General features: G+C 64.5%; 19 protein-coding genes and 2 pseudogenes. 7 read left to right on the top strand and 14 right to left on the bottom strand.

Annotated elements, in window-relative coordinates; all coding sequences use genetic code 11:
* Positions 1 to 151: 151 nt before the first annotated feature.
* From G6N25_RS19710 to G6N25_RS19700, 3 genes are all read right to left on the bottom strand, one after another.
* The gene (locus G6N25_RS19710; RefSeq protein WP_042911655.1) at positions 152 to 1,657 is read right to left on the bottom strand and encodes a replication initiator; all 1,506 of its coding nucleotides are present in this window, start codon (positions 1,655 to 1,657) and stop codon (positions 152 to 154) included.
* Complete coding sequence (locus G6N25_RS19705; RefSeq protein ID WP_042911654.1) at positions 1,654 to 3,087, bottom strand: FtsK/SpoIIIE domain-containing protein; 1,434 nt, start codon at positions 3,085 to 3,087, stop codon at positions 1,654 to 1,656. Before G6N25_RS19705 ends, G6N25_RS19710 begins: the two co-directional genes overlap by 4 nt.
* Positions 3,088 to 3,172: 85 nt before the next feature.
* Positions 3,173 to 3,514, bottom strand: coding sequence for a hypothetical protein (locus G6N25_RS19700; RefSeq protein WP_042911652.1), 342 nt, complete (start codon positions 3,512 to 3,514; stop codon positions 3,173 to 3,175).
* 252 nt (positions 3,515 to 3,766) lie between these two features.
* On the opposite strand from G6N25_RS19700, the gene G6N25_RS19695 reads away from it, so the two are divergent.
* Together G6N25_RS19695 and G6N25_RS19690 are read left to right on the top strand one after the other, a co-directional pair.
* Positions 3,767 to 4,567: a helix-turn-helix domain-containing protein gene (locus G6N25_RS19695; protein WP_042911651.1), complete on the top strand. Its 801-nt coding sequence runs from the start codon at positions 3,767 to 3,769 to the stop codon at positions 4,565 to 4,567.
* A 6-nt stretch (positions 4,568 to 4,573) separates the two neighbouring features.
* Positions 4,574 to 5,041 (top strand): NUDIX hydrolase, encoded by a 468-nt coding sequence (locus G6N25_RS19690; RefSeq protein WP_042911650.1) that lies wholly within the window; start codon positions 4,574 to 4,576, stop codon positions 5,039 to 5,041.
* An 11-nt stretch (positions 5,042 to 5,052) separates the two neighbouring features.
* On the opposite strand, the gene G6N25_RS19685 is transcribed toward G6N25_RS19690, so the two are convergent.
* The 3 genes from G6N25_RS19685 to G6N25_RS19675 all read right to left on the bottom strand — a co-directional run bounded on the left by G6N25_RS19685 (position 5,053) and on the right by G6N25_RS19675 (position 7,601).
* Positions 5,053 to 5,589: an HD domain-containing protein gene (locus G6N25_RS19685; protein ID WP_042911649.1), complete on the bottom strand. Its 537-nt coding sequence runs from the start codon at positions 5,587 to 5,589 to the stop codon at positions 5,053 to 5,055.
* Between the two features lie 974 nt (positions 5,590 to 6,563).
* On the bottom strand, positions 6,564 to 6,944 hold the full coding sequence (locus G6N25_RS19680) for an ANTAR domain-containing protein (RefSeq protein WP_071509897.1): 381 nt from the start codon (positions 6,942 to 6,944) through the stop codon (positions 6,564 to 6,566).
* A gap of 336 nt (positions 6,945 to 7,280) precedes the next feature.
* A complete protein-coding gene (locus tag G6N25_RS19675) occupies positions 7,281 to 7,601 on the bottom strand; it encodes an XRE family transcriptional regulator (RefSeq protein WP_158084848.1) in 321 nt (106 codons plus the stop codon).
* A 727-nt stretch (positions 7,602 to 8,328) separates the two neighbouring features.
* Here G6N25_RS19675 and G6N25_RS19670 point away from each other — a divergent pair.
* Positions 8,329 to 8,699: pseudogene (locus G6N25_RS19670) on the top strand (MerR family transcriptional regulator).
* Here G6N25_RS19670 and G6N25_RS19665 read toward each other — a convergent pair.
* The gene (locus G6N25_RS19665; RefSeq protein WP_155250296.1) at positions 8,690 to 8,860 is read right to left on the bottom strand and encodes a hypothetical protein; all 171 of its coding nucleotides are present in this window, start codon (positions 8,858 to 8,860) and stop codon (positions 8,690 to 8,692) included. The pseudogene G6N25_RS19670 and the gene G6N25_RS19665 overlap by 10 nt on opposite strands.
* 372 nt (positions 8,861 to 9,232) lie before the next feature.
* On the opposite strand from G6N25_RS19665, the gene G6N25_RS19660 reads away from it, so the two are divergent.
* Positions 9,233 to 10,489 (top strand): MFS transporter, encoded by a 1,257-nt coding sequence (locus G6N25_RS19660; protein ID WP_230493386.1) that lies wholly within the window; start codon positions 9,233 to 9,235, stop codon positions 10,487 to 10,489.
* Positions 10,490 to 10,905: 416 nt separating this feature from the next.
* The gene (locus G6N25_RS19655) at positions 10,906 to 11,367 is read left to right on the top strand and encodes an Hsp20/alpha crystallin family protein (RefSeq protein WP_042911648.1); all 462 of its coding nucleotides are present in this window, start codon (positions 10,906 to 10,908) and stop codon (positions 11,365 to 11,367) included.
* Between the two features lie 151 nt (positions 11,368 to 11,518).
* On the opposite strand, the gene G6N25_RS19650 is transcribed toward G6N25_RS19655, so the two are convergent.
* The 3 genes from G6N25_RS19650 to G6N25_RS19640 form a co-directional block, all read right to left on the bottom strand.
* Positions 11,519 to 13,648 (bottom strand): amylo-alpha-1,6-glucosidase, encoded by a 2,130-nt coding sequence (locus G6N25_RS19650; protein WP_042911647.1) that lies wholly within the window; start codon positions 13,646 to 13,648, stop codon positions 11,519 to 11,521.
* Positions 13,645 to 14,823, bottom strand: coding sequence for a glycosyltransferase family 4 protein (locus tag G6N25_RS19645; protein ID WP_372506962.1), 1,179 nt, complete (start codon positions 14,821 to 14,823; stop codon positions 13,645 to 13,647). Before G6N25_RS19645 ends, G6N25_RS19650 begins: the two co-directional genes overlap by 4 nt.
* Positions 14,824 to 15,174: 351 nt before the next feature.
* Positions 15,175 to 15,393, bottom strand: a complete 219-nt coding sequence (locus G6N25_RS19640; protein WP_042911646.1) for a hypothetical protein — start codon at positions 15,391 to 15,393, stop codon at positions 15,175 to 15,177.
* Between the two features lie 296 nt (positions 15,394 to 15,689).
* On the opposite strand from G6N25_RS19640, the pseudogene G6N25_RS23580 reads away from it, so the two are divergent.
* A pseudogene (locus G6N25_RS23580) lies at positions 15,690 to 17,026 on the top strand (IS256 family transposase); the annotation flags it as partial.
* A 434-nt stretch (positions 17,027 to 17,460) separates the two neighbouring features.
* Here the strand turns inward: G6N25_RS23580 and G6N25_RS19625 are convergent.
* The gene (locus tag G6N25_RS19625; protein WP_133058024.1) at positions 17,461 to 18,069 is read right to left on the bottom strand and encodes a hypothetical protein; all 609 of its coding nucleotides are present in this window, start codon (positions 18,067 to 18,069) and stop codon (positions 17,461 to 17,463) included.
* A gap of 275 nt (positions 18,070 to 18,344) precedes the next feature.
* Positions 18,345 to 18,770, bottom strand: coding sequence for a PAS domain-containing protein (locus G6N25_RS19620; RefSeq protein WP_051445881.1), 426 nt, complete (start codon positions 18,768 to 18,770; stop codon positions 18,345 to 18,347).
* A gap of 946 nt (positions 18,771 to 19,716) precedes the next feature.
* On the opposite strand from G6N25_RS19620, the gene G6N25_RS19615 reads away from it, so the two are divergent.
* On the top strand, positions 19,717 to 22,542 hold the full coding sequence (locus tag G6N25_RS19615) for a hypothetical protein (protein ID WP_051445878.1): 2,826 nt from the start codon (positions 19,717 to 19,719) through the stop codon (positions 22,540 to 22,542).
* A gap of 32 nt (positions 22,543 to 22,574) precedes the next feature.
* Here G6N25_RS19615 and G6N25_RS24520 read toward each other — a convergent pair whose 3' ends face one another.
* Positions 22,575 to 23,333, bottom strand: coding sequence for a hypothetical protein (locus G6N25_RS24520; RefSeq protein ID WP_071509895.1), 759 nt, complete (start codon positions 23,331 to 23,333; stop codon positions 22,575 to 22,577).
* On the bottom strand, positions 23,330 to 24,034 hold the full coding sequence (locus G6N25_RS19605; protein ID WP_080691182.1) for a MerR family transcriptional regulator: 705 nt from the start codon (positions 24,032 to 24,034) through the stop codon (positions 23,330 to 23,332). The genes G6N25_RS24520 and G6N25_RS19605 overlap by 4 nt, the downstream gene beginning before the upstream one ends.
* Positions 24,035 to 24,058: the final 24 nt, after the last annotated feature.

The following is a 24,058-nucleotide window of genomic DNA, read 5'->3' as shown; positions in this document are numbered from 1 at the left end:
CACCGCCATTATCACGTGTACCAGCGCGCTGTTGGCCTCGCGCGACAGTCGATAGTGGTCGGGCAGGACAATTTCAACATCCCCCACTGACATCGTCGGCGCAGCGATTCGAGCGTCACCCTCGCACCGGGCATTTGCTGTTGGGGATCCGTCAGCCATCGCATCCCCCTGGCAAATCCCATCGCTGGTTGCGGGCTTTGCCACGGACTTCCATCAGTCCGATGCGACGGGCGTCTATGCATCGGAGAGCCGCGGAGTTCACGAGGGTGCGATCACCGAGGCTGGTGAGGCCGGCACGGTCGAACTCCCACACCACCAGATCATCGCTATCGGTGGGGTCGAAACCTAAATCATGTTGGTATGCAGTGCTTTTCAGACGTTGTTCACGTGTCCAGGTGGCGCGGCGTTCCCGCAGCGCGGTCATCGTGGTGGAGTAGCGGCGGGATTTGCTGGTGATGTGCCCGCGGTAGCCCAGGGTGTGCAGCCACCGGCCGACACCGGCCAGTCCCCTATCGGCGAGTTGGCTGATGGTGGTCAGGATCGCCCGGACGTGATCGGACACATCCAAGTTGGCGATGGCCTCGGTGGAGATTCGTCGCGCGCTAATCCCTACGTCGGCTAAGGATTTGGTGACGTATTTCGCGAGGTAGCGAGCTACGCGGCGGCCTGGCAACATCCGGCCGTGTGGTGAATCGTCCTGCACAGCAGGACTTTCCGTGCCAGCGTGCCGGTTGTCGATGGGTTGAGTGTCGACTTGTGTGCCGAACCTGATCACCCGTGTCGCGGTATCTGAGGATGGGTCGGTGACCGTCACGGCTACGGTTCGAGCGGCCTGTTGGACGATGGTGGCCAGTTCGGTGGCTGTGAGGGGCGCTTGCCAGTAATGACCGCCGCAGTTATCGCCGTCGGGCGGGTCGAGGCGGATCAGGGCATGAATATGCGGGATGAGCCGGGCTTGCAATTCGACGACTTTGATGAAGCTGACCCGCACCGCATCCGGGTCGGCGCCCGTGGCGCGTAGCTCTCGGCGGAGTGTGCGGCGCAGGGTGATGGTGAAGCGTCGCCACAGTTCTGGCATGTGCCATGTGAACAGCACATGCCCGATGTAGTCGTAGCAGTCCGCGCAGATCGGCTGTCCCACATGGATGTCAGCTTCTCCGTGAGCTGTGCTGCACCACAGCGGTTTTCCATGCGGGCAGCGGCGGTAGCGGCCAGTCCCGTGGTGGTCGCGGCACACCCGGAGGCGCTTGTCGCCTGCACGTGAGGTGGTGTGGACCGGCCCGTAGCTGGGCGCGGTCAGGGTAACGAACACCTGCGGACGATCCGCCACTGCTTCGGGGATGTCGTGGTGGCCGCCGGCGGTGCCAGCGTGCACCAGTTGCCACGTGTCGCGAGCGTAGAGGTCCGAGCACGACGGGCAGATCTGGGCGCGGCGGTTATTGCACCGTGTCCACACGACCCGATCGCGGCCGAACTCGTCTGTACCCGTGAGTTGAATGGGGTGGGCGCAGAAGCCAACGGATTCCGCGCGCCGCCACCAGGATTCGAATCCCATTGAGGACGCGCGGCGCACCATCTGCTCCACCACCGCGTTGGCGTCGATTGTGGCGGCTATCCCGGGCAACGCCAGCGCGAGGGCCGTCGTTGCAGTAGTCACCGCTGACCCCGATCGGTGTTCGTGCGCTCGCTATTGGCCTGGTTGGTGCGGGTCGCGGCACGGGGTGCCCGGAACCGTGCTGCCAGAGTGGTGATGTCGTGGTCAGTGACGTGAAATGCCCGTACCCGCACCGGGTGGGCGGTGCCATCAATCATCATGTACCCGACACCCGGCGTTGCATCAGAGATACGGTCGCACTCCGCACCGGCATCCCTTGCTCCCTGGCCGAGAACCATGGCGGTTTGGGTGGCTTCGGTCAGTCGCAGCCCGATCCGCACGGTGAACAGTTGGCGCACGGGCAGTGTCTCTTTTGCCGGGTCTTGCACCGCGGCCACCACACTGATTCCCACTGCCCGGCCCTGGGAGAGCAGCAGGCCCAGGAGTTGTTCGATTTCGGCGCGGATTTTGCGATCGGAGACGTAGGCGGTAAGCGCGGCGATCTCATCGATGACCACGACGAATAAAGGTTCCGATGGGGTGGGTGTATGCAGGCGAGTCTTGCCACGTAGCCGGTGCGCCCGCGCGTGCATTACGTCAACCAGTTGGCGCAACAGGCGCACGGTGGTGTCAGTGGCATCGTGCGTGAATACCGTGAACATTGGTGCCCCGGCGCCCAGTTCCATGCCGCCTTTGGGGTCGATCACGCACAGCCGCACCAGCCCGTTTTTCACCTCGGGGGCGATGCCGGCGATCAGTGACCACAACACGCTGCTTTTGCCGGCCCCAGTGGCTCCAGCAATCAGCATGTGGTGGCCCAGCAGGGGCAGGTGCCACCAGTGGCGGGTTTCGGTGATCCCAACCCGCACCGCCCCCACATCCACCCGTGTGGCCGGGTTGGGTATGGGCAATGCGATCGGGTCCGCCAAGACATCCCCGCGCATGACGGTGATCTTTAGTTCCCCGGGCGCGGTCGAGGTGATCGTCAGCCGATCGGCGCGCCAGGCGGCGGCCAGCGCGTCGGCTTGTCTGTGCCAGTCAGCCAGGGATTGGCCGGTCACCACGCGCAGCTGCAGTACGTCGGTACTCTTGCCGATTTGTACCGACCGTAGTGCTGGCACGAGGGCGCGTTCACCCAGGCGGGCGGTGAGTCCGTGCAGGCTGCACACCGATTCCCAGCTGCGGCTGTAGCGCCACCAGCTCAGCCAGCGGTGTCGCACCGGTTCGGTCACCCAGGCTTGAAATGACCCTGGGTCTAGCCAGGCCCACCCCGCATAGGCAGCACCGCACGCGATGGCAGTGATCAAGCCCGCGCGTGGGCCGTGGCTGATGGCGACTGCCAGGCTGAGGATGATGGGGATGCTGAGGGCGGGGAACAGAATCGACCACCACAGCAGGTACCCCGTGGCTTTGGCCAGGGATAGGACGAGGTCTTCGAACCAATCATCATGATCCGACCCAGTGTTGTTGGTGTGCTTCTTGTTTGATGCCATGACCGATGCTCTCCGTAGGTGTTTCGCCGATAGCAGGCCCATCTTGGGGCGCGACCGTATGGGCGCCGCGCCCCAAAATCGTGGTTTATTTCTGCGGGCGGGCCTGTTCGTTGGGCGCACCTGCGGGTGTGGTGGAGGTGATGGCATCAGCGCGGAAGGCCACGCCGCTGCGATCACCTTGAGCCCACGGAATGGCCACCAGACCCGACACCGATACTGCCTGTGTCACCGACACTTTCGGATCTCCTGCCACCGTCACGTTGAGCACTTCGCCGCCGGTGTCGTCCAACGCCAGCAGCTGCGCTGCGTACAACGGCACCCCGGTCGCGGTGTCGACTTTCGGGCTGCCGGTCTCGAAGTTCAACCGCGGCTCGGCAGCCCTGGTGACGATGAATCGCGTCCCCGATGTATCAATTCTCAATCGCATTGTCCTGCTATTCCTTTCGTGATCTGAATGCGCCCGATGAGGCGCTCGAATCAGTTCACGCGGACACCGCGGACGTTGCGAGGGACGTTTGCAGGCGTTGCCGACACGGCCCCAGACATTTCGGGCACGACAGGGACATAGCTGCCGACACCAGGCAGACATCACCGCAGCAGGGAGGCGCCAGCCCCATGGCAAACTAGGAACCACGCTAGTGATGGACAGGATCAACACCGAAAGACATGTGCTGAGACGATGGACGATCAGGACGGTTGCATCGACACCGCAGTGATCCCCAACGATCGCCTCACGCAACGGCTGCACGCCAAGGGGATGTCCCATGGGCGGTTCGCCACTGCGGTGGGCGTAGACGTCAAAACCGTGCGCCGGTGGCTAGCCAACACCAACTACAACGTCCGCCCCGATAATGCACGCCGCGCCGCCGACGTGCTCGGCTGCAGCCCGCACGACCTGTGGCCCAACCAGTTCCAACCCTTTACCGGACGCGCGCTGGCGACAAACTCGGGCGGGCCGTTCACCGCGACGCTATATCCCAGCCGCACGCAGTTACCGATCACCGCGTGGCAGCAGCATTTCGCCGGCGCAACCATCTGTATCGACATACTCGTCTTGGCTGCCACGTTCCTGTTCGACACGCTCGACGGATTTCTCGACACCCTGCTCGACGCCGCCGCCCGTGGCGTTCAGGTGCGATTTCTCATCGGCGACCCCGACACCGCCACCACGATCCTGCGCGGTGAGGAAGAAGGCATCGGTGAAGCCGTCATCGCACGGTGCCGCACCTCCGCCGAACTGCTCACTCCACACGCCAACTCACCGGGGCTGCACATCCGCACCCACGACACCACCCTATACACATCAACCTTCCGGGTCGACGACACTATGATCATCAACTTCCACATCTATGGCTCACCAGGACGCAACAATCCCGTCCTCGTGCTGTCCCGCCACCAAGAACCCCGACTCTGGGCCACCTTCGAACAAGCATTTGCCCGCGTTTGGGACAACGCCACCCCACTGCCAACGAAAGGCTGATCCTCAATGCGCACCGACTACTACAACGACCCCGAAGCTCCCCAGCCCAACAGCGTGGTCCCGTCCGCCTCGGCCATCGTCACCGACGAACAAGGCCGCATTCTGTTGATCAAACGCCGCGACAACACCCTGTGGGCGCTCCCCGGCGGTGGACACAACATCGGCGAAACGATCGCAGGCACCGCCGTGCGCGAAGTGAAAGAAGAAACCGGTCTCGACGTCGAAGTCACCGCCCTGGTCGGCGTCTACACCAACCCACACCACGTCGTGGCGTTCACCGACGGCGAAGTCCGCCAACAATTCTCCCTGTGCTTCACCACCACCCTGCTCGGCGGTGATCTGGCCATAGACCACGAAAGCACCGATATCGCCTGGGTCCACCCTGACGACATCCCCACCCTGGATATGCACCCCTCGATGCGACTGCGCATCGATCACTACTCACAGCACCGCGACAGTCCCTATCTCGGCTGACCCACGGGCGGTTAGAGCCAGTCCCGCATTCGCCGGACAGCGGCTAACAGCTCCTCGCGGCCCGCATCGACCGCGCGATGCACCGGATCCTCAGGCCCATAGCGAGCCAACACGTCGCTCAATCGATCATCGGCTGAAACGGGTGCCCCGTCCGACCCGGTCGTCAAATCACAAAACGTCAACGCATCCAGGACGTCGCTGGGCGGATCACTGAACTCTGACAACCCCTCTAGACCGCGCTCGGATGCCTCCACACGCGCTCCGGTATGAAACGCCACCAACGACGCAACCAGCTCCCCAAAGCCGGCCGATCGAACAAACTCCGCTCCATCGAGCGGATGAAAACCCGTCCGGCGCACCGACGGCGCATAGCCGATATCGTGCAGCCACGCCGCCGCCACCAAACAATCGGCAGTCTCTGCATCGAAATGGCGACCAAACTGCTGCGCTGCCGTCACCACGCCGCGCACATGCGCCAACCGCCCAGACTGCCCTGCCAACCGCGACTCAGCCTCGCGCCGTCCACGCTGCGCCAGAACCCCGCTCACACCCGCAAGCCTACGAGTCCCTCCGCCACGGCGCAGCTCACAGCCGACGCCGCGACACCGAGCGCAACGTCTGGCGAGCACGCCATGCGACGATTACCTGCGGGCTTCGCTCCGCTCCCTGGGCTCCCGTCCGCTGGCGCTCCCGTCCGCGCCGGTCGCTACGCTTCGCCCTCCGTCCGCCGCCACACCAGCCCGTCTACGACCAGTCAGAGCCCACACCTCAAGGGACCTCACGACCCCGGGGTCCCACGACAACCCAGAGCTCTCCTCGCTCCTCGCCGCCACAGCGAGCTCCCGTGGGCAGCAGGCGCGCAAACGCTCATACACCGGCCCCCGACCAGCGGTGTGAGAACTTTCTCTACTGGTATCAAGCGCCGCGACGCCGTGCGCGCCCGAATTGAGAAGGCGCTGCGCGAGCTGCGTAAGCACAACGCCACGATCACCGTCAGCAGCGTGGCCCGCCGCGCCGGGGTAACACGCAAGAGCATCTACCGCCGCGAGGACCTGCTGGCTCTCATCTACGCCCACCGCCCGGTCGTGGCCGTTCCCACGACCCACCACCGCCGGGGACCGAAACCAGCATCGTGGCTGCGCTGCGGCCCGGCTGACTGCCAAGGACACCCAGATCGCCGAGCTCAGGGCCGCACTGCGTGAACGCGACCAGACTATCGCTGCCCTGCACGGTGAACTCGATAGATTACACCGCGACGGGCGCGGCTAAAGCTAAACCCCAGCACGCCTGCGGCGCAAGCGAATCCCGCGCTCAACGGTGGCCTGTGCCATGTTCGGTCAAGAACATGTCGTAGGCGTGGGCAATGTGTTCGGGGGTGGCTTCGGGATGCTCACAGGCCACCACGGCCACCGCGTCCATCGTGCGGGGACCAAGACCAGATCGACCGGGGGGAGCGATACCCTTGGTGAGCGCGGCGTTCAACAAGCCCTGGAACCGTTGGCCCAGCTCAGTCAGCAGCGGCTCAGCGCACATCACCGACGATCCGGTGGCGACGTGTCGAGGTGGATGGCTGCCCAGAGCGGGTTGGTCGGAGGTCACACGGCGCTGCGTCGCGTTCTGCAGGGTGATAGCGCTCGTTGCCGTCGAGCAGTGCGCCCCACGTCGCCCGGGCGATGTGCACCGCGCGCTTTTCGCAGTCAGCCGTGGATTGGCCTTGGGCCAGGGCGACCAGCGCATCAGCCAAGCTGGTTAGGGGGATCGCGTGGCGTCTGGATGTTCGCGCTAACTCGATGAAGGCCTGGTTGAGGTGGTATCGGCGCAGCGTGATCAGTACGCCCTCGGCGGTGTCGAGGATCCGGTCGGCACTGCGGCGCGGATCTGGCGTGCTGTGATCGGTGCTCACGTTCCTCCAATCTGTGTTTCGCGGGTCAGGCGACGAAGCCCTGCTGGGTGTCGCACGTAACGCTTGCGGGTAGCAGCCCGTACAGCCACACCGGCTGCCGGTGCGCTTTGGCTGCTGCAATCGCATGTACTAGCCATCGAATCGTGGTGCCTCTCAGGGTGTTCGGCAGGCCGGGGCTGTGTTGCCCTGCGGAGTGGCTTGGACGCTGTGACGCTCGTCGCAGGCCGGCCGACGTGCAAGCCCGCCGATGCCTGCGCCGCGCCCGATGATTCGGAGTGTGATCACCTGGCGCGGCTGAGCAACGCCGGCACCGGGCCGGCAGGTGATCGCGACGAGTCATTGCTGCGGTTGGGGCACCACCTCAATAGTCAGTTCAAGTGCGGGCAGCAGATTGATCAGCTCGTCGAGGCTGAAAGTGTCGACATACCCGTTGAACAGAGCGGTCACTCGGGGCCCGGTGAGCCCCAAGATGAGGGCGGCTTGTGCTGCACTCAAGCGTTTTTCGCTGATGCGGCTGGTGATCGCGCTGATCACTGCGCACCGGGCGGCGTCAACACCCCCGCTGGCCGGGTCAGCCCCGCGGCCCCCATCGACACCACGATTGACGCGATGGGGTTGTGTGCCCGGCGTCTCGCTCAGGTCGTCGGGTGAGTCCACCGCCGCCCCCGAGCCCGAGGTGTTGCCCGCAGCGCCGGCGTCGGCACGCAAGGTGTGGGCTGGCGGGTCACCCACAAGATCCGTGGTCATCGGGTGCTGCGCTTGCCCGAGCGTGTCAGCGCGCCTGCGGGCAGGCGGTGCCCGATGGCCGCGCGCACCGTGTGCGCCGTGCTGCTCACCGGTTCTCCAAGGCCTGCGGAGGTGGTGCCTGCGGAGGTGGTGCCTGCGGAGGTGGTGCTCGATGGCACAGCATCGATAGCAGCCGGCGCGGGCCAGCCCGCCCAGGCAGCGAGGAGCATCAACCCTGCGAATCCGCGCCGGGGCGCTCCGCAGATAACCCCGCCGTGCTGCGGATCAGCATTGCCGGGTGCCCGCCCCGACACCTGCCCGACGGTGAATGCGGTGGCTCCCGGGCCATGACGGCAACCGGGAGCCGCCGCGGGTGAATGGCCTAAATTACGCGCTGCGACGCGTTGTGCAGCGATAGGACGCGCGTCCCAGCGTGCACCGATGGCGACGTGAAGCGATGCCCGACCGCCCCCGACCCCTGACTGCCCCACCATTACCGCCAGCTCAGCTGTAGCGCTACGCAGGCCGGGAGGGTGAACCGCGGCCCCATCGTTCCCGATCATTACCGTGGGTGATCTATGCGAGCCAACATAGCTTTCATATAGCATTGGTGTTAGGTTGAGGCAAGAGCGGAGTATCGACCGAAAGGGAGCGCCCATTGCCCAACGACCAGCGGCCACGTCCAGGGCGCGGGGTGTACGCGATCTCGGTCGCCGCCGAGCTCACCGGTCTGGATCCGCAGACCCTGCGTCTCTACGAGCGGCGCGGGTTGCTCACCCCGGCACGGACCGGCGGGGCACCCGCCGCTACAGCGATGACGACGTGGTGCGCCTGCAGCGCATCAGTGCCCTGGTCGCCGGTGGCGTCAACATCGCCGGAATCGCCCAGATCCTGGCGTTGCAAGACCTCAACGGTGAACTCGAGTCCGACCTCAGCCACCTCAGGTCCGAAAACGCCCGCCTGCGCCACACCGGCCCGGGCAATGAACACCTGGTGGCGACTCGAGGAAGGGGAGCCCGTCAGCGATGAGGATCAACGTCGAAAACTGTCAACTGCCCGACGATGTGCCCATCGGCGACGCCGTCGAACAGCAGCAGCCCGTCGACGCCGATACCGAGGACGGCCTCGATCGTGACCACCTCGCCGACCCCCTGTAGCGTGATGCCAACCCCATCGACGTCAGCGATCAAGCCATCATCGTTGCCTGGCCCGACGACGACCGCGACGCCGGCACCACTGGCTAGCCTGCGGCTAGCCCCGTGTCGGGGGGAACTGGATGAAATCTCTGTCTCCGCTAGTCGGGGCGCCGATGGGATGGGCGACGTTGCCGAGCAGGTTAGCGTGGACGCTGGCGAGCTTGCGGATTACCGCTGGACAGGCAGGACTTCCACCGGCAAAGCCTGGTGGATAAGCCGCCGGCGATGCTGTGGCTCTGGGCCCCCTGGTGCCCGATGTGCCAAAAGCGAAGCGCCCGTGGTCGGTCAAGTTACCGTTTCCCACCCGGCCGTGAACCGGTGCGATCGCATTGCGAAGATCCGACTCGATGCCTGAGTATTCAGGGGATGGCCAGCCAAGCCACGTCGATGCTCACGGTGCCGATCCGGGATCGCGCCGCGCTGCAGGCGGTCAATTTTTTCATGGCGGACATGGAAGCCGGCATGGGCCCGTTCCTGGGTGTCTTGCTCGCGAGCCGCGGCTGGACCACCGGGGCGATTGGCACCGTTATCACCTTGGGTGCGATTGTCGGCATGTGCACGGTGGCGCCCGCGGGGGCGCTGGTTGATGCCACCACCCGCAAACGCGCCTGTGTGATCGTAGTCGGTCTAGCGGCCGTGGCGGCTTCGGCGGTGATTTTGACGTCGCGGCAGTTTTGGGTGGTCGCCGCCGCGCAGTCTGTTATGTGCGTTTCCGGGGCGATGATCGCCCCGGCGGTGATTGGCATCACACTGGGCCTGGTGGGCCAGGCCGGGTTTATCAGCCAAAACGGTCGCAATCAGGCGTACAACCACGCCGGCAACATGGCCGGCGCCGCGATTGGAGGTCTGCTGGGCTGGGTGTTCGGATACGCCGGAGTGTTCTGGCTTGCCGCAGCCTTTGCGGTGGTCACCGTCCTCGCGGTGTTGAGAATCCCCGCCGGTCGCATCAACCATCATGTCGCGCGCGGCGAGATCTTGGCCGGCGAGCAGCCCCCGGTCAAACGACTACGGGTGTTGGTAAAGTCCCGGCCGCTGTTGGCGCTGGCCGCCGCCGTGATGCTGTTTTGGCTGGGTAATGCGGCGATGCTGCCGCTCTACGGGCTAGCCGTTGTCGCCACCCACGCCAACGCGTTCACCACCGTGGCCAGCACCGTCGTGGTGGCACAGGCCGTGATGATCCCCGCATCCCTGGCGGCCATGAGGATTGTGCAAACTCATGGCTACTGGCTAGCCATTCTGATCGCGTTCAGCGCCTTACCCATCCGCGCGCTCGTCGCCGCCGGAGTCATCACGACCTGGGGAGTGATACCGGTGCAAATCCTCGACGGCGTCGGGGCGGGCATGTTGTCCGTAGCGGTGCCCGGGCTGGTGGCCCGCATCCTCGACGGCACCGGCCACATCAACGTCGGCCAAGGCGCGATCATGGCCGCCCAAGGACTTGGGGGAGCTCTCAGCCCGGTGCTCGGCGGGTTCACCGCCCAAATATTTGGTTTTTCAGCGGCTTTCGTGATGCTTGGCGGATTGTCGATGGGATCGCTGGCCATCTGGCTCGGGTTCGCGCCCATGCTGCGTCGCACCGGCAACCACATCTCACTGGCCTCTGCCCCCGTCGAGGCGACGTGAGCGAGGGATCCAACCCGTCACGGGGAAGGTACGTGCCCGGCGATATGGTCCGGGGGCCCCATGGGGCTCGCGGGCACTGCCATGGAGGTGACACCCAGTGTGCGGTGGAGGGGAAGCCGAGAAAGCCTTCCGGGACAACACCGTTTCCCGCCGCGTCACATCCCTAATCCCGACCAGTTCTCATCCACCATCCCATCCGGTCCCGTGTCGGGGCGGTGAAAGCTGGGCTGCGGGGCGCTGCGATGGAGTTCCGCTCTGGCACACCGGTCGTTGCCCGTATCCGGTGCAGGGCCGCGCGCCGGCGGGCCTGGCGGCGTCTGGCAGCGGGCCGGTGAGAGCGCTAAAGTTGTTGGCGCACAGTAATTTTGCTGCCCGCCAGGGTGGCGGGCACCGAGTGTGACAGGAGGTGGATTGCTGTGTTGCGTTTCGATCCGTTCACTGATTTCGACGCTCTGGTGCGTGACGTGCTGGCCGGGCCGGTCGGGTCGAGCCGCGGTCCTCGGTTCATGCCGATGGACTTGTGCAAGATCGACGACCACTATGTGCTGACCGCCGATTTGCCCGGGGTCGATCCGGGGTCGATCGACGTCAGCGTGGACAACGGCACCCTGACGGTGTCGGCGCGGCGCACCGCCCGCTCCGAGGAATCGGTGCAGTGGCTGACCGCCGAACGGTTCTTCGGCGAATACCGTCGGCATCTGTGGCTGGGAGAGGGCATCGACGCCTCAGTGATCAGCGCGACGTACGAAAACGGGGTGCTCACCGTCAGCATCCCGCTGGCCGAAGGGGCCAAGCCGCGCCGCATCGAGGTCGCCCACGGCGCGGCACCACACGTCATCGAAGGCCAAGTCGTGCAATCACCCACAGAAACCGCCTAGGACGCTGGTTGCGGCACCCGCGGCGGGCAATACCCGCTGCGGGTCTGTGTGCGCATGTCGGGGGCGGCGTTGTGGCAGCAGCGAATCCACACCATCAGATGATTACGGATCAGGCGGTGCCGCGCACGGAGCGAGCGCGGCGATACCTGGGTCATGCTGAGGAGCTGAGCAGCTGCCAGTCCTCGGGCATCCGATGTATTTTGACCGTGTCACCCTCGGCTTCCAGATCGATGCTGGCGTCTCCCAGGCGCAGGTCGGTCAGCACGACGCGGCCCCACGCCTCGGGCAGATGCGGTGTGACCGCTATCTGGCGCGCCGGCACGTGCGGTTCGAGTCCCAGCAACGATCTGAGCAGCAGGACCGGCGCGGCGCTGGACCAGGCTTGCGGTGAGCACGAGGTGGGGTACGGGATCGGTGAACCGAACTGCGACCGGGGAAATCCGCAGTACAGCTCAGGCAGCCGGGTGCCGAACGCGTCGGCGGCATCCAGCAGGCCGTTAGCCAACCGGTGGGCTAGGACGTGGGCTTCGCGCACATGCGGGTAGCGCAGCAGCCCGGCCACCGCGATCGCGGTGTCGTGCGGCCAGATGGCGCCGTTGTGGTAGCTCATCGGGTTGTAAGCGCCCATCGTGGTGGCCAGGGTGCGCAGCCCGAACCCGCTATCCATCTCACCGGATGCCAGGTGTTTGACCAGCGTTGCGGCGTGCTCATCGGTGGCGATACCGGTCCATAGGCAGTGCGCGACGTTGCTGGTCAACGCATCGACGGGCTGTTTGCGCCGGTCCAGGGCCACCGCGTACCAGCCGCGCTGCGGCAACCAGAACGCCTCGAGGAACCGCGTGCGCAACGCCTGGGCGCGCTCGCGCAGCTGCCCGGCTCCCGTGGGGTCGTCGAATGCCTCGGCCAGCTCGGCGCGCGCCAGCAGGGCCGCGTAGTGATAGCCCTGCACCTCGCACAGCGCGATCGGCGGCTCGGCGGTGCGGCCGGTGGCGTCGTTGATGCCATCGAAGCTGTCTTTCCAGCCCTGGTTGATCAGGCCACGGTCGGTGGCGCGCTGGTACTCGATAAACCCGTCACCATCACGATCGCCGTAACGCTGGGCCCACGACAGCGCCGCATCAGCGGCCGGCAGCAGCGAGCGTACCACTGACGGGTCGGCGCCCCACCGCCACGCTTCGGCCAACAGCATCACAAACAGCACGGTGGCGTCGACCGACCCGTAGTAGACGGCGCCACCCAGCACGTCGGTGCTGGCCGGGCCGCGGCGGATCTCATGCATGATCCGCCCCGGCTCTTCCTCGGTGATCAGGTCCACCCGCCGGCCCTGCACCGCGGCAAGCTGCTGCAAGGTGCCCACCGACAATCCGACGTCCAGCGGCAACGCCATCCACGCGGTCAGCAGGCTGTCGCGGCCGAACAACGTCATGAACCAGGGCGCTCCGGCGGCCACGAACGAACGACCCTGACCGCTCTCGTCATGCATCAGCAGCGCGCCCAGGTCGCTTTCGGTTTGCCGCAGCACCTCGGTGAGCACGCGATGACCCGCCTCCACGGTGGTCGCGGTGTGCCGCCAGGCCTCCAGTTTGCGCGCCGGGGCACTGGACTGCAGGTTCTCGCCGCGACGGAATCGGGTTCGCACGGTGTTGTTGGCCCACGTCGGCTCGGCGAGGATCTCGGTGTGCCAGCGCTGGCCGGCAGCCACCACCACCCGCCAGGTCAGCCACCCCGGTGCCACCACCGGCTCCCCCGAGGCGGTCACCCGCAGGCCGCGGACCCGATCGCCCCACTCCAACAGCACCAGTTCACCGTCGATGGCGGCCACCTCGGCGCCACCGCGCGCCGCGCGGCCCTCCTTGACGGCGAATAGGTCCGCGAAATCGGCGTCGACGTGCAACTGCAACACCACCACGGTGGGTTCGTGGTCGAGGTTTTCCACCGAGATGGTCTCGCGCAACCCGTCGGCCACCAGCCGCTCCCGAACCAGCAGAAGTGTGCTGTCGGCCTGGCCGCCGCGCGGGGCGCGGCGCAACACGAATTGCGCGGCAAACCCCGCCGACGGCTGCACCGACAGCGGTTCGGGCGGCTGGCCGTCGACCCGAAGCTCCCACCGAGACAACACCCGCGCGTCGCGGAAGAACAACCCATGCGCGCGGCCCGCGACCACGTCGCCGAGACAATCGGACAGGCAAAACGTCGACCCCTCCACCAGGGTGACGGTGTCAGCGCCGGCCCCCAGACGCGCCGGCGCACTGGTGTTGAACGCCGCGGGCGCGTCACTCATGCGGTGACCATCTCATCCGTCGACTCACGCCGCCGGGATATCGGGTTGCTCGCCGCCCGAGTAATCTCTTCGCCGTACAGCAGCCGGCGATAGATCCGCTCGTAGCCCGAACCCAACTGCGCCACATCGAAGTTCGCCGCGACATGCCGACGACACGCGTGCGGGTCAAGACTGCCCGCCCGCTCGATCGCGGCCGGCAGCTCAGCCGGCTGCTCACAAATCACACCGGTGACTCCATCGATGAGAACCTCAGCCACCGCTCCGCCGCGCAACGCCACCACTGGCGTGCCACAGGCCATCGCCTCGATCATCACGATCCCAAACGGTTCCTCCCACTGAACCGGAAACAGTAAACACCGCGCACCGGCGAGCAGCTTGCGCTTGCTGACCGCGTCAGCCTCACCGAACACGTGATCGCTGCCGGTCAGCAGCGGACGCACCCGCTGATCGAAGTAGGCCTTCTCCGACGCTTCCGAGCACTTGCCCGCCAACACCAGCGGCACGCCCGCCTCGTGGGCGGCCTGCACGGCCAGGTGCGCACCCTTATACGGGGCGAAACGGCCCAAGAACAACGCATAGTCGCCCTTGTCGGTTTCAAACGGCCACTGCTCGACCTCCAGCGCGTTATGCACGCGCCCAACCCAATTCAGGTCCGGGGCCAATTCGCGCTGGCGATCGCTGATCGCCACCAACGCCACGTCTGCACCCAATCCGCGATAGTACGGGTACAGATCGGCATCAATGGGGCCGTGCACCGTCACCACCGTCGTCAAGCCCAGCCCCCGGTAGACGGGCACGTTGAGCACACCGGCAAAGGTGTGATCGTGCACGATATCGACGCCCTGATCCGCCGCGAGGTCCGCGACGGCGTTACGAACCTTCAATGCATGCATGACCTCCGGATAGGGCTCACCAAGCCGATCCGGAATCGTGCGATCCCACAACGACACAAACCGCGCCGCCGTGCCCGACTCACCAGCCCCCAACACCGTCACCTCATGCCCACGAGCAACCAAAGCATCCACAAGATCAGCAAGCACCGCCTCCACACCCCCATAGCCCTTCGGCGGAACGTCGAAATACGGCGGCGCCACCTGCACAATCCGCAACCGCCGGGCCCGACCATCGGGCCGAGAATGCGTCGACACACCCTGCACGAAATCGATGCTGCGCACTCGGATTTCCTCCTTTCCCAACATCCACAAGCGTTAGCACTTCGATTCCTTGAGTGCTAATTATGGCCCGCTGTGCACGCGCCCGCCACACACCCCAACCGTCACCGACACCCCGCCCGCCACACACACGACGACGGCCGCAACGAGGCCCGTTGCTGAGTGCCTAAAAGCCGAGCGCGATCACCACCGATCGCGAGACGAATCAGCGTTAGCCAGCACCACTCACGAGCTGGCGCCGCGGCCAAACCGGCTCTTCGTGATCGAGCGTGCACCGGTGGTTAGCGGAACGCTGGGGAAGGGTGTCGTGTCGGTGAGCTGAGGCGGGCCCTCGGTGGGTGACGATGCGGGTTCCTACACCAAGCTCCACCAACACCACCGAGGGGACCCGTTGCGCGAGGCCAATGCCTGCCCGCGCTCTGTTGTTGCCGACACGATCATGCGCACGATCGAGTTGGGGGTGACGATCACCGACGCCGCCGTCGACGACACCCAGACCACGATCTTCTGCACCCCCGTGGTGAGGAATCCGCGTTGTCCGGACTGTGGGCGCGACGGCAGGTATCGCGACACCGTGACGCGGCCATTGACCGACCTGCCTGTGGCCGGCCGCCGCCAACCAAAACACCGCGGGGTACCCGAACTGCCAGCCCAGCAGCCCCGACAGCGCAGCACCGGCCATATTGCCAGCGTGATTCCAGGCCTGGTCGCGACCGTTCTGGCCGGTGAACCCGGCCTGGCCCACCACACCAAGGGTGATGCCAATCACTGTCGGGGCGAGGTCGCGTCCGAAAGCCGGTGTAAAAGGGGGCCGGGCGTAGGTTCTGCTTCGAGACCGCCAAGTCATCGAAGTGAAAGGACCTACGCCCGTGCCTGCACGAGTATCACCGACCGATCGTGTTCGCGCCAAGATCGACGAGCTGTTCGCCTCCGATCGTGAGCTGCCCGACATCTTGGAGGAGGTGGCCCGCCTCGGCGCGCAGTTGCTGATGCAGGCCGCGCTGGAGGCCGAGGTGACCGAGTTCCTGGGCCGGGAGCGCTGCCAGCGCGCCGCCGCGGCACCGGATGCCCAGCCCGGGTCACGCAACGGCTATCAGCCGGTGACGGTCAAGACCACCGCCGGCCCGGTCACTTTGGAGCGGCCTAAGCTGCGTGACACGACCACCGCGTTCGCTTCGCGATTGTTCGGCAAGCACGTCACCAAGACCAACGCACTGGAGTCGCTGGTGATCGCCTCATTCGTGCGGGGGTTGTCGGTGCGCGATGTGGAGGCCACCCTGGCCGACGCGCTCGGTGATCAGGCCGCGATCTCGAAATCAACGGTGTCGAGGTATGCCAGGCGATCAAGACCGAGTACGACAGCTGGGCGGCGCGGAGGCTCGACGAGGTGGTGCTGGACTACCTGTTCTTGGATGCGTCGTTCTTCCGGATACATCCTGGCTCGCCGGCCGAGCCGGTCTTGGCCGGCTGGGGCATCACCACCGACGGCAAACCCGTCTTCGTCGGCCTGGCCCCTGGTGCCGGCGAGTCGACCGACGCCTGGGCCGATTTCTTGACCGACCTGCGCGACAGGGGCTTGGGGTGCCCGCTGCTGGTCATCTCCGACGGCGCGGCCGGCCTGATTGCCGCGATCGAGCAGGTCTTGCCGGCCGCGCTGCGGCAACGCTGCCTCATCCACCGGCTACGCAATATTCTGGTCAAGATCCCCGCCGGGATGCAGGCCGAGATCCGCGACGGCTACTGGGCCTGCTTTGACACCGCCGAGGTCAACACCGGGCCCGGTCCGCGCCTGGTCGAGCTCGTCGACGCCCGGCTGACCGCGTTCGCCGAGCGTTACGGCACCACGTATCCGGCGGCGATGAAGATCGTGCTGACCGATCGCGAAGGCCTGACCGCCTATCTGAGGTTCCCGGCCGAACACCATCACCGCATCCGCCACTCGAACTTCATCGAACGCACCTTCGGTGAAACACGGCGCCGCGCAAAGGTAATCGGCCGCTTCCCCGGAGAAACCAGCTGCATCAGCATCGCCTGGGCTGTCCTCGACCGCGCCTCCCGCGGCTGGCGCGGCCTCGCCATGACCCCCGCGGGGCTGCGTCAACTGCAAGACCTACGCCGCAGCCTGCTGCAACCACCCCGCCAACTGCGACCCCAGCACAACCAGGACTGCCCAAACAACACCACCGAAACCGCCAGCGCCACGGCGTCACATCAACCACCGAAGCCAGAACCTTCATCGGCCTCATTTACACCGGATTCCGGACGCCACCATCGTCACCCCAGCAATACACATGGCGGCCTGCGCAGCACCGATGACCCAAAACTGTCGCGCCGAGAGGATCAGCGCAGAGGCCGTCACCGTGCACGCGCCGACGGCGACGACACAGGCCCGCTTGCGCGTGGTCGCATCAACCAGCGCTCCCGCCGGTGCGACCGCGACCATGCCAACAATGGCACCCAGGGTGACCACCATACCGGTAGCGGCGGTGCCCCAACCACGACTCTGCAACACCACACCAAAAACGGGCCCATGCCGGCCGACATGTCGGCCATAAAGAAGTTGACGGCAAGTAAGGCTGTCCGATCACATCTCGACCCAATCGGCCTGGTCATTGGCCCCACTGCACCCCACCCGATAATTTACTCGACCGCCAAGGGCCCGCGGCGTTCGATTAGTGTCACTGCTGCATCAATCAGATACTTCGCGATAACATGAACAGCGGAGCGGGCAGGCAGCACCTTGCACACGAAGGCAGGGTTGCTTGCTGTCGCGCGGCGGATCACTTCTCGGCAGCCGGGGGCGAATTCAGCCCGCTGCTCAATAAACCCGAAGGCATACGGGCTTATTGAGAAGGACGTTCGCTCATACCGGATGCAGTGCCCATCGGAGCTAATGGCGTAACCGCAGACCTGATCGGCGTCGGCGGTCAAGGGCCAAAATGGTGCCGCCACGTCGAAATGGCACACGATCTCAAAGTGAGAGCGCCCTGCGGGCGGCGCGTCGCGATCCGCGAATCGTGAACTACAAGTCGTGGCGATGTCATAGGGGCGCACCCGGTATTGGCGCATCAAATAAACAAAAGCCTCTGTTGCCGCGCGAGCCGCCGCGGGCAGATCTTCGGCCCAGGCCGTCGCTGCCGACGCCAGTTCACCGTTACTGCGGTGTTGGGACTCCACCTCCCGATCAGGGATAACGATCGATGGCTGCAGACATATATTTCTGATAACACAAGCGGAAAACTTCCACAAGCTGTAAGGGCAGGTTTGCGCTGAAAGCACGGCCTGGGCCGGTAGGCGGTCGTCTCCCGAGAACCTGGCTACGTCGAACGGCCCTGCAGGCGTCGGACGGGCCGCAGGTGGTGCAAGTCGATGCTGAACAGTGCGTGATCGACTCGGGCCAGTCGATCGGGCAGGGTCACGCCATTGTCGAAATTTGATGTTGGTCGCCTGGGAACAGCCACCAAGATATCGAAGGCGCGCGGCCCGAGCGCCGTAGGCGACGATGAACACCTGTGTGGGCCTGATTAATCTGCCCCCGCGCAACCGCCGTCTCCGAGATCGTCGTGGTGATGTCCTCCCGAATCGCCCGTGGTGACATCCAGGTAAAACCCCGAAGTGCCGATGACCGAACCCGACTCGTCGACCATGCTGTCACCCACCACGACCACAAAGCGGGTATGCCCGGCCGTGTCAATGATGCGGTGCCGACTGTTAAAGGGCTCCCCCTGCAGCACCCGATCCAAAACAGCCGTGACTTGCTGGCGATCGTCGGGATGTTTGTGCAGCAGGAGCAGCTCGGTGGTCGGTGTCACCGTTCTCGGCTCATAGCCATGCATCCGGGCAACCGCCTTTGACCACTCCCAGCGCTGGCCATCAAGGAAAAACCGGAACCGACCGACCCGCTGCGCCGTGCCAGCCACCACAGCGGCGTCATCGAAGTCGTCAACCACTTCACAACCTCCTGCCCGCACCGCAGAAGCCTCTGTCTGGGCTGGCGTGTGGGCGCGGCGAAGCCTCCGGGGTCACGTAGCACATCGGAATCGTCACCATCTTTGTCGAGCTCCCGACATAGTTTGCACTTTTCGACACTGGCTTTGCGCTCCGAGTGTGATCTGGCTGGTCGCGATAATCTGTTCCTAGCAACAGAGATAATTCATGTCAAATGCATGATTCTTCGTAGCTCACCGAGCCGACATGTCTATGTCCGTAAACGGATGTGGCCCCACCTCCTGATCTTTTCGACCCCGAACCGACCCGACGTGACCCGTCAGACCGCCTGATGCTGAGCAGTGATTACTGATGCTGAGCAATGATTAGAGGTCTGTAGATGAGCCTCGGCGAGGCGGAACGGGCGGACCTTCCCGAGGACGATCTGAAGTCCGTTTGTCTGATCAAGGACCGGCGTCGGCGCCCTGATTCGGGAAGCTACGCCCATGCTCACGGTTGTGGCAGCGGTGCGCCCCCTCTGCAACAGCACGAGAGATCGCTACGCTTGCATCCACTGCACGCCCGATGACTCACGTCGCAAACTCGACTGGTCAGGTCAGACTCAGTTGAAAGGTCTCGACCCGTGTCGCAGATGGCCAAGTCCCCCTCGGACACAATCTTGTTAGCTGGCAGTGTCCGTAAATCAGCTCCGAACTGCATCGGAGCGGATTTTTCGTGGTTGCTTACGTCCACTCGACACCGACACGGACCCCCACAACTAACGCCGGCGGCGAAAGCACCGCCGCGAAGAACTCACCACTGCGACCACCGAGGTCGCAGGCGATCAGACCTGCCGATTAGTAACGGATTCAAGAGGACCGTGAATTGCTTCGACATGTCTCCGGACTCACCGCGATTCAATGCGCCGCGTCCTGGTGACACTGGCGGACGTAAAGGTTCAGCCGGACTGTGGTGGATAGTCTGGCGACCAAGTACCTGACAACGACGGGGAGCAGAATGGTCGCGTTGGGCGGCGGTGGTATCGCAGCCTTCGGTCTCAGGTACCAGTACCTCGTAACGGCCGAATACGTCTTGGGCTTCCTTCGAAATAACCTCGCTCTGATACCGCACACGACGCTGGTGATCGAGCCGCTGCATAGGAAGGACGATGGCAAAGACGACGATGTAGTCGACTTCGCGGTCGAGATCGACGACGAGCCATCGCACAACGTGCAGGTGAAGTCGTCCTCTGAGCCCGATGATCACCCACTGCAACCGGCTGCTGCGGGAGAAGTCTTCGACCGACTTGTGATCCACCCCGCTGAAGAGAGAATTCTGCTCACGAACAAGCCCCTCTCGCCCGTCCTGGCCGACGCGGCGATAGAGCAAACGACCTATGCGAGCCGGACGGAGTACACCTGGCCGTCGGGCCCGCAGGCACCTGTTGGAGCTGCGGAACCGCGCATCATCTTCGACTCGCGAAGCACGGCTGAGTTGTTCGACTCAATCACGGAGTTGATCAAAGGTTTCCGCGTGGAGCGTGGACGCTCGCCAGGCACCGTCACCTGCCAGCTGCTGGTCTCGATCCTTGTCGACTTCATCTTCAGCGCTGCGGCGGGGACAGAACCAAGCAGAATTTCCGCCCTCGATCTCCTCGACAAGCTCGTCATGCCGGACGCAGCGATCGCGCAAGTCGCCGGCGGATTTGATTGGGGCTTACCGATTACCAACATCCCCAACTATCTGTCGACCGTTCCCAGGCTGGGCTACCTCAATGAGATTCAAAGCCATCTCGACCTTACGAAGGAAGTGTCGACTCCTTCTCGCGTGGTGTTAGCGGGCCGGACAGGAAACGGGAAAACCGTTCTTGCATCGGACTATTGCCATATTGAAGCCATCTCGTACGCGTTCATATGTTGGGTCGACTGTCGCGACGTTGACTTCATCGAACCGCAGATCCGCAATCTGATTGAGCAGTTGAACGAGACCGTCCCAGGTGGCACGACAATCGGGCCGGTGTTCGCCGGCATCCTCGGCCGCCACCCGGGCCCTTGGTTGCTCATCTTCGATGGACTCCAAAACCGCACAGATATCGAGGAATACATCCCGTCGCGAGGTTACGGCTCGATTATCGTCGCATCCAATAACAGTCTCAACTGGTGGCCAACTGCTCCGGTTATCGAAGTGGCTGAGTTCACCGAAGATGAAGCCATCGATTGCTTTGCAGCGTATGCGGATATCGGGCCCGCAGATCTCGACCGTGCCCGCGATTCGATCCGCGAGATTGTTGTCCGTTTGGGTCTGGTGCCCTTGGCTGTGAGCATGTCTGCGATCTACTTCAAGAACACTGAGGGTCAACTCGACGAGTTGGCTTTGCAGTACTTCAGCGATTTGGAAGCGCTCGCCGACGATGCATCGATACCGCCCGGCTTCCCGTCGACGGCGTTTGCAGCTATCCAGCATGCCGCCCGCAGCTTGGCAAAAGGCACGCGAACCGGGCAGGTGTACGGCAGGTCGGCGCGGGCCGTCGTGGAGATCGGCTGTCTGCTTGCACCAGAACTGTTGCCACTCAACTTCGTTCTGCAGGCGACAGACGAATCAGTCTACGTCGATCTTGCGAACCTCCCGGTACCAACCGAGGTAGATCAAGCTGTTCGTCGGGGAGTTCTGTCTGCGTTGCGCACGCAGTCCATCGCTCAGCGAGTTGTGAACGACGGGGAAGGTAACCGCACACCCGTCAGTGAGACGGTTGCGGTCCATCCCCTCGTACACGACATTCTCCGCCGGTCATACTTGGCCGCTGTACCCCACGGCTATCTAGAGTCCCAGTGCACCGTATTCATGTACTTCCTTGTCGGGTGGCTGGGAAAGTTGCGCGACCAAGGCGAATTCTTCGCAGTCGAACAGCTTCGCGTCCACGCCGATGATCTTCTGGCGCTCATCGCGGAGAACGAGCCGTTATCATCGATGTCGAGGCAGAGTCTCCGTGTATTCACCTACGCAAAAGCACTTCTGCGCGCCGAGCTCAGCACGTGCGCAGCGAGTCGTGGCAGGCTGCAGCAGGCACTTGAACTCGGTCATGCCGCAACACAGGACCTGGCGCCGTGGCTGCATGAGCAACATGCGCGACTCATCCGAGCCAAGATTCTCAGCAACATGATCGGCGATCTATCCATCGGCGAGGCAGCCCCGGAGATGGTCTCCACACTCGTGAACCCACTCCTGGTCGCGGTTCGCGAAGCTACAGCCAGCGCGGACGAGTCGAAACGCAGGTTCGGCTACGTAATCGCCGCCGAGACCCTCAGCTACCTCAATCGCACCGATCTGCACCGCAATTCGCCGCTATTAGCCGGAGCGCGGACCGAACTCGCCGGCATCGCGGACAGTGACCCCTCTGCGAATCCTGGCGGTGCGATACAGAACAATCTCGCGAATCGTCTCTACGAGGCGGGGCAGTTTGAGGAACTCCTTCGTCACGTACTCCTATGGCGGGAAGCCAATGAGTCAATCGAAAACGGCGTGCTCCTCGACGCGTTGATGATCGTGTGCCAACTCCATACTGACGATATCGACAATGCGCTAGCCGCGACTGACGCTCTCGTCTCCACCAGCGTGCACGCCAACTACGTACTTCTATCCATGCACGAAGCCTTGAAGAAAGTTGGCCGAGAACTCCACCGGGTGATCCCTACGCTGCCCGCACATCGCGATCGTCTCCAATCCGCGCTGGAGCGCGTACTTGCGCGATACAACCAACTCAGCGATTTGTCGGGAGGAGCTCCTCCCGACAGCTAGGACACTCGAAGCACTGATAACACCCAGGATTGTCAGCCGCCGCTCAGGACTCGCAGTGCTGCGTGCCCTCGTCGTGAGTTTGTCCCCGTAGCTATCCACGATCGATGGCCAAGATCACTGAGCATCGTCCACAGCGCGGCGATACGTTTGCGGTCGCTGCCAATCATCCGAGCGCGATCACCAACCGGATCGGTCACTGCGCAGGCCAGCACTGCCGCGTCATCGAGATGGCGACCGCGATCACGCGAGTCATCCAGGTAGGCAGCGCCTTTGAGCACCAACGCGCCCAGCACGTCAGGAATGCTGAGCGTGACGGCGCCCGCGCCGGCAGTCACCTCACAGTTGACCGTCTTGCGCAGCGCCGAAGTCCCACCCGGGACGGCAAACACCTTCCGCTGCAACACCTTCGGATGAAGCTTGAGCGGAAGGCGATCGGCCACCATGACATCGACCGTCTCGCCGTCGCCAGCACCACGGACGAAACGGTGTACCGGCCCGCTGCCGACGGGTTCACGCAGGCGATATCCGAGGCGTTCCAAGTCACGCCGGACACCACCAAATGTCGCCGCTCCGGTCTCGATGTGCAGGATCATGTCCACATCACGCGTGGCGCGGGTCAGCGGCAACCCCGCCCGCACCGCATGCAGCTGCACCATCAATCCACCCACCAGCGTCCACTGCGTGCAGGGGACGGCGTGGGCGATCTCGACGAGCTGCGGCCACGGCGACGGCCATCCGCCGGCCGGGGCATCCACCTGCCAGAGCGGTCGATTCTCGGCCTGCGGACTCATCGGTCCCGTCGTCCCGACACGCGCCGGCCGGTGTCACCGGAACGAAACCGGTCGAGCAGATCCTCCAGGACACCGATCCCCGCAGCAGACTCACGGGTGTCCAGCGACTCGGCCAAGTCGACCGCCACCGCGGCCGTCACGATGTGGTCGACCGCGTAGCCGGCATCCTCAGGCACCACCCGCACGATCACGTCACCCCCCACGTCATCGATAAGCCCGGCCGCGCCGACCACGCCGGCCAAATCGCGAGCACGAACATAACCCTCGACTCGCCCATCGACAGCCGTGAGATCGAACAGCTGCGACATCGCCTCATCGTGCAATGCACTGACTCCCGAGGCCAGCAGCCCGGTATCGGTGCCCCACCCACGCATCCGAAGCACCGACGCGCGGCGACGCGTCATCCAACACAACTGCGACGCGCCGCCAGCCCGCAGCCGATGCCGCAGCCGCGACAACGCCGAGGCGTCCAGCCAATCCACACGCTCACCGGAGAGCAACGCGAGTGCCGCCCACGCCGTGGCCGGCGTCCATGGGCGCCCATTGTGGCGGACCTGGTTTGCCAGCCGATGCACCGACGCACCATCCAACAACAACGCACCGCCAACCGTCCGCGTCACCGTCAACTCCCCCGCACGGGCAAGCCGCGCGACCTGCCGCGCCGAAACCCCCAGGATCTCCGCACCTGCCACAGCCGTCATCTCACTCACACATATATAGTCGAC

The organism is Mycobacterium heidelbergense (assembly GCF_010730745.1).
GTDB lineage: Bacteria > Actinomycetota > Actinomycetes > Mycobacteriales > Mycobacteriaceae > Mycobacterium > Mycobacterium heidelbergense.
This window is presented reverse-complemented; position numbering and strand designations above follow the sequence as displayed.

Excerpts from the sequence above, each read along its gene's own strand:
- G6N25_RS19700 (WP_042911652.1), bottom strand. The coding sequence starts at position 3,514 with ATGCGATTGAGAATTGATACATCGGGGACGCGATTCATCGTCACCAGG.
- G6N25_RS19705 (WP_042911654.1), bottom strand. The coding sequence starts at position 3,087 with ATGGCATCAAACAAGAAGCACACCAACAACACTGGGTCGGATCATGAT.
- G6N25_RS19605 (WP_080691182.1), bottom strand. The coding sequence starts at position 24,034 with ATGACGGCTGTGGCAGGTGCGGAGATCCTGGGGGTTTCGGCGCGGCAG.
- G6N25_RS19650 (WP_042911647.1), bottom strand. The coding sequence starts at position 13,648 with ATGAGTGACGCGCCCGCGGCGTTCAACACCAGTGCGCCGGCGCGTCTG.
- G6N25_RS19695 (WP_042911651.1), top strand. The coding sequence starts at position 3,767 with ATGGACGATCAGGACGGTTGCATCGACACCGCAGTGATCCCCAACGAT.
- G6N25_RS19660 (WP_230493386.1), top strand. The coding sequence starts at position 9,233 with ATGGCCAGCCAAGCCACGTCGATGCTCACGGTGCCGATCCGGGATCGC.
- G6N25_RS24520 (WP_071509895.1), bottom strand. The coding sequence starts at position 23,333 with ATGAGTCCGCAGGCCGAGAATCGACCGCTCTGGCAGGTGGATGCCCCG.
- G6N25_RS19690 (WP_042911650.1), top strand. The coding sequence starts at position 4,574 with ATGCGCACCGACTACTACAACGACCCCGAAGCTCCCCAGCCCAACAGC.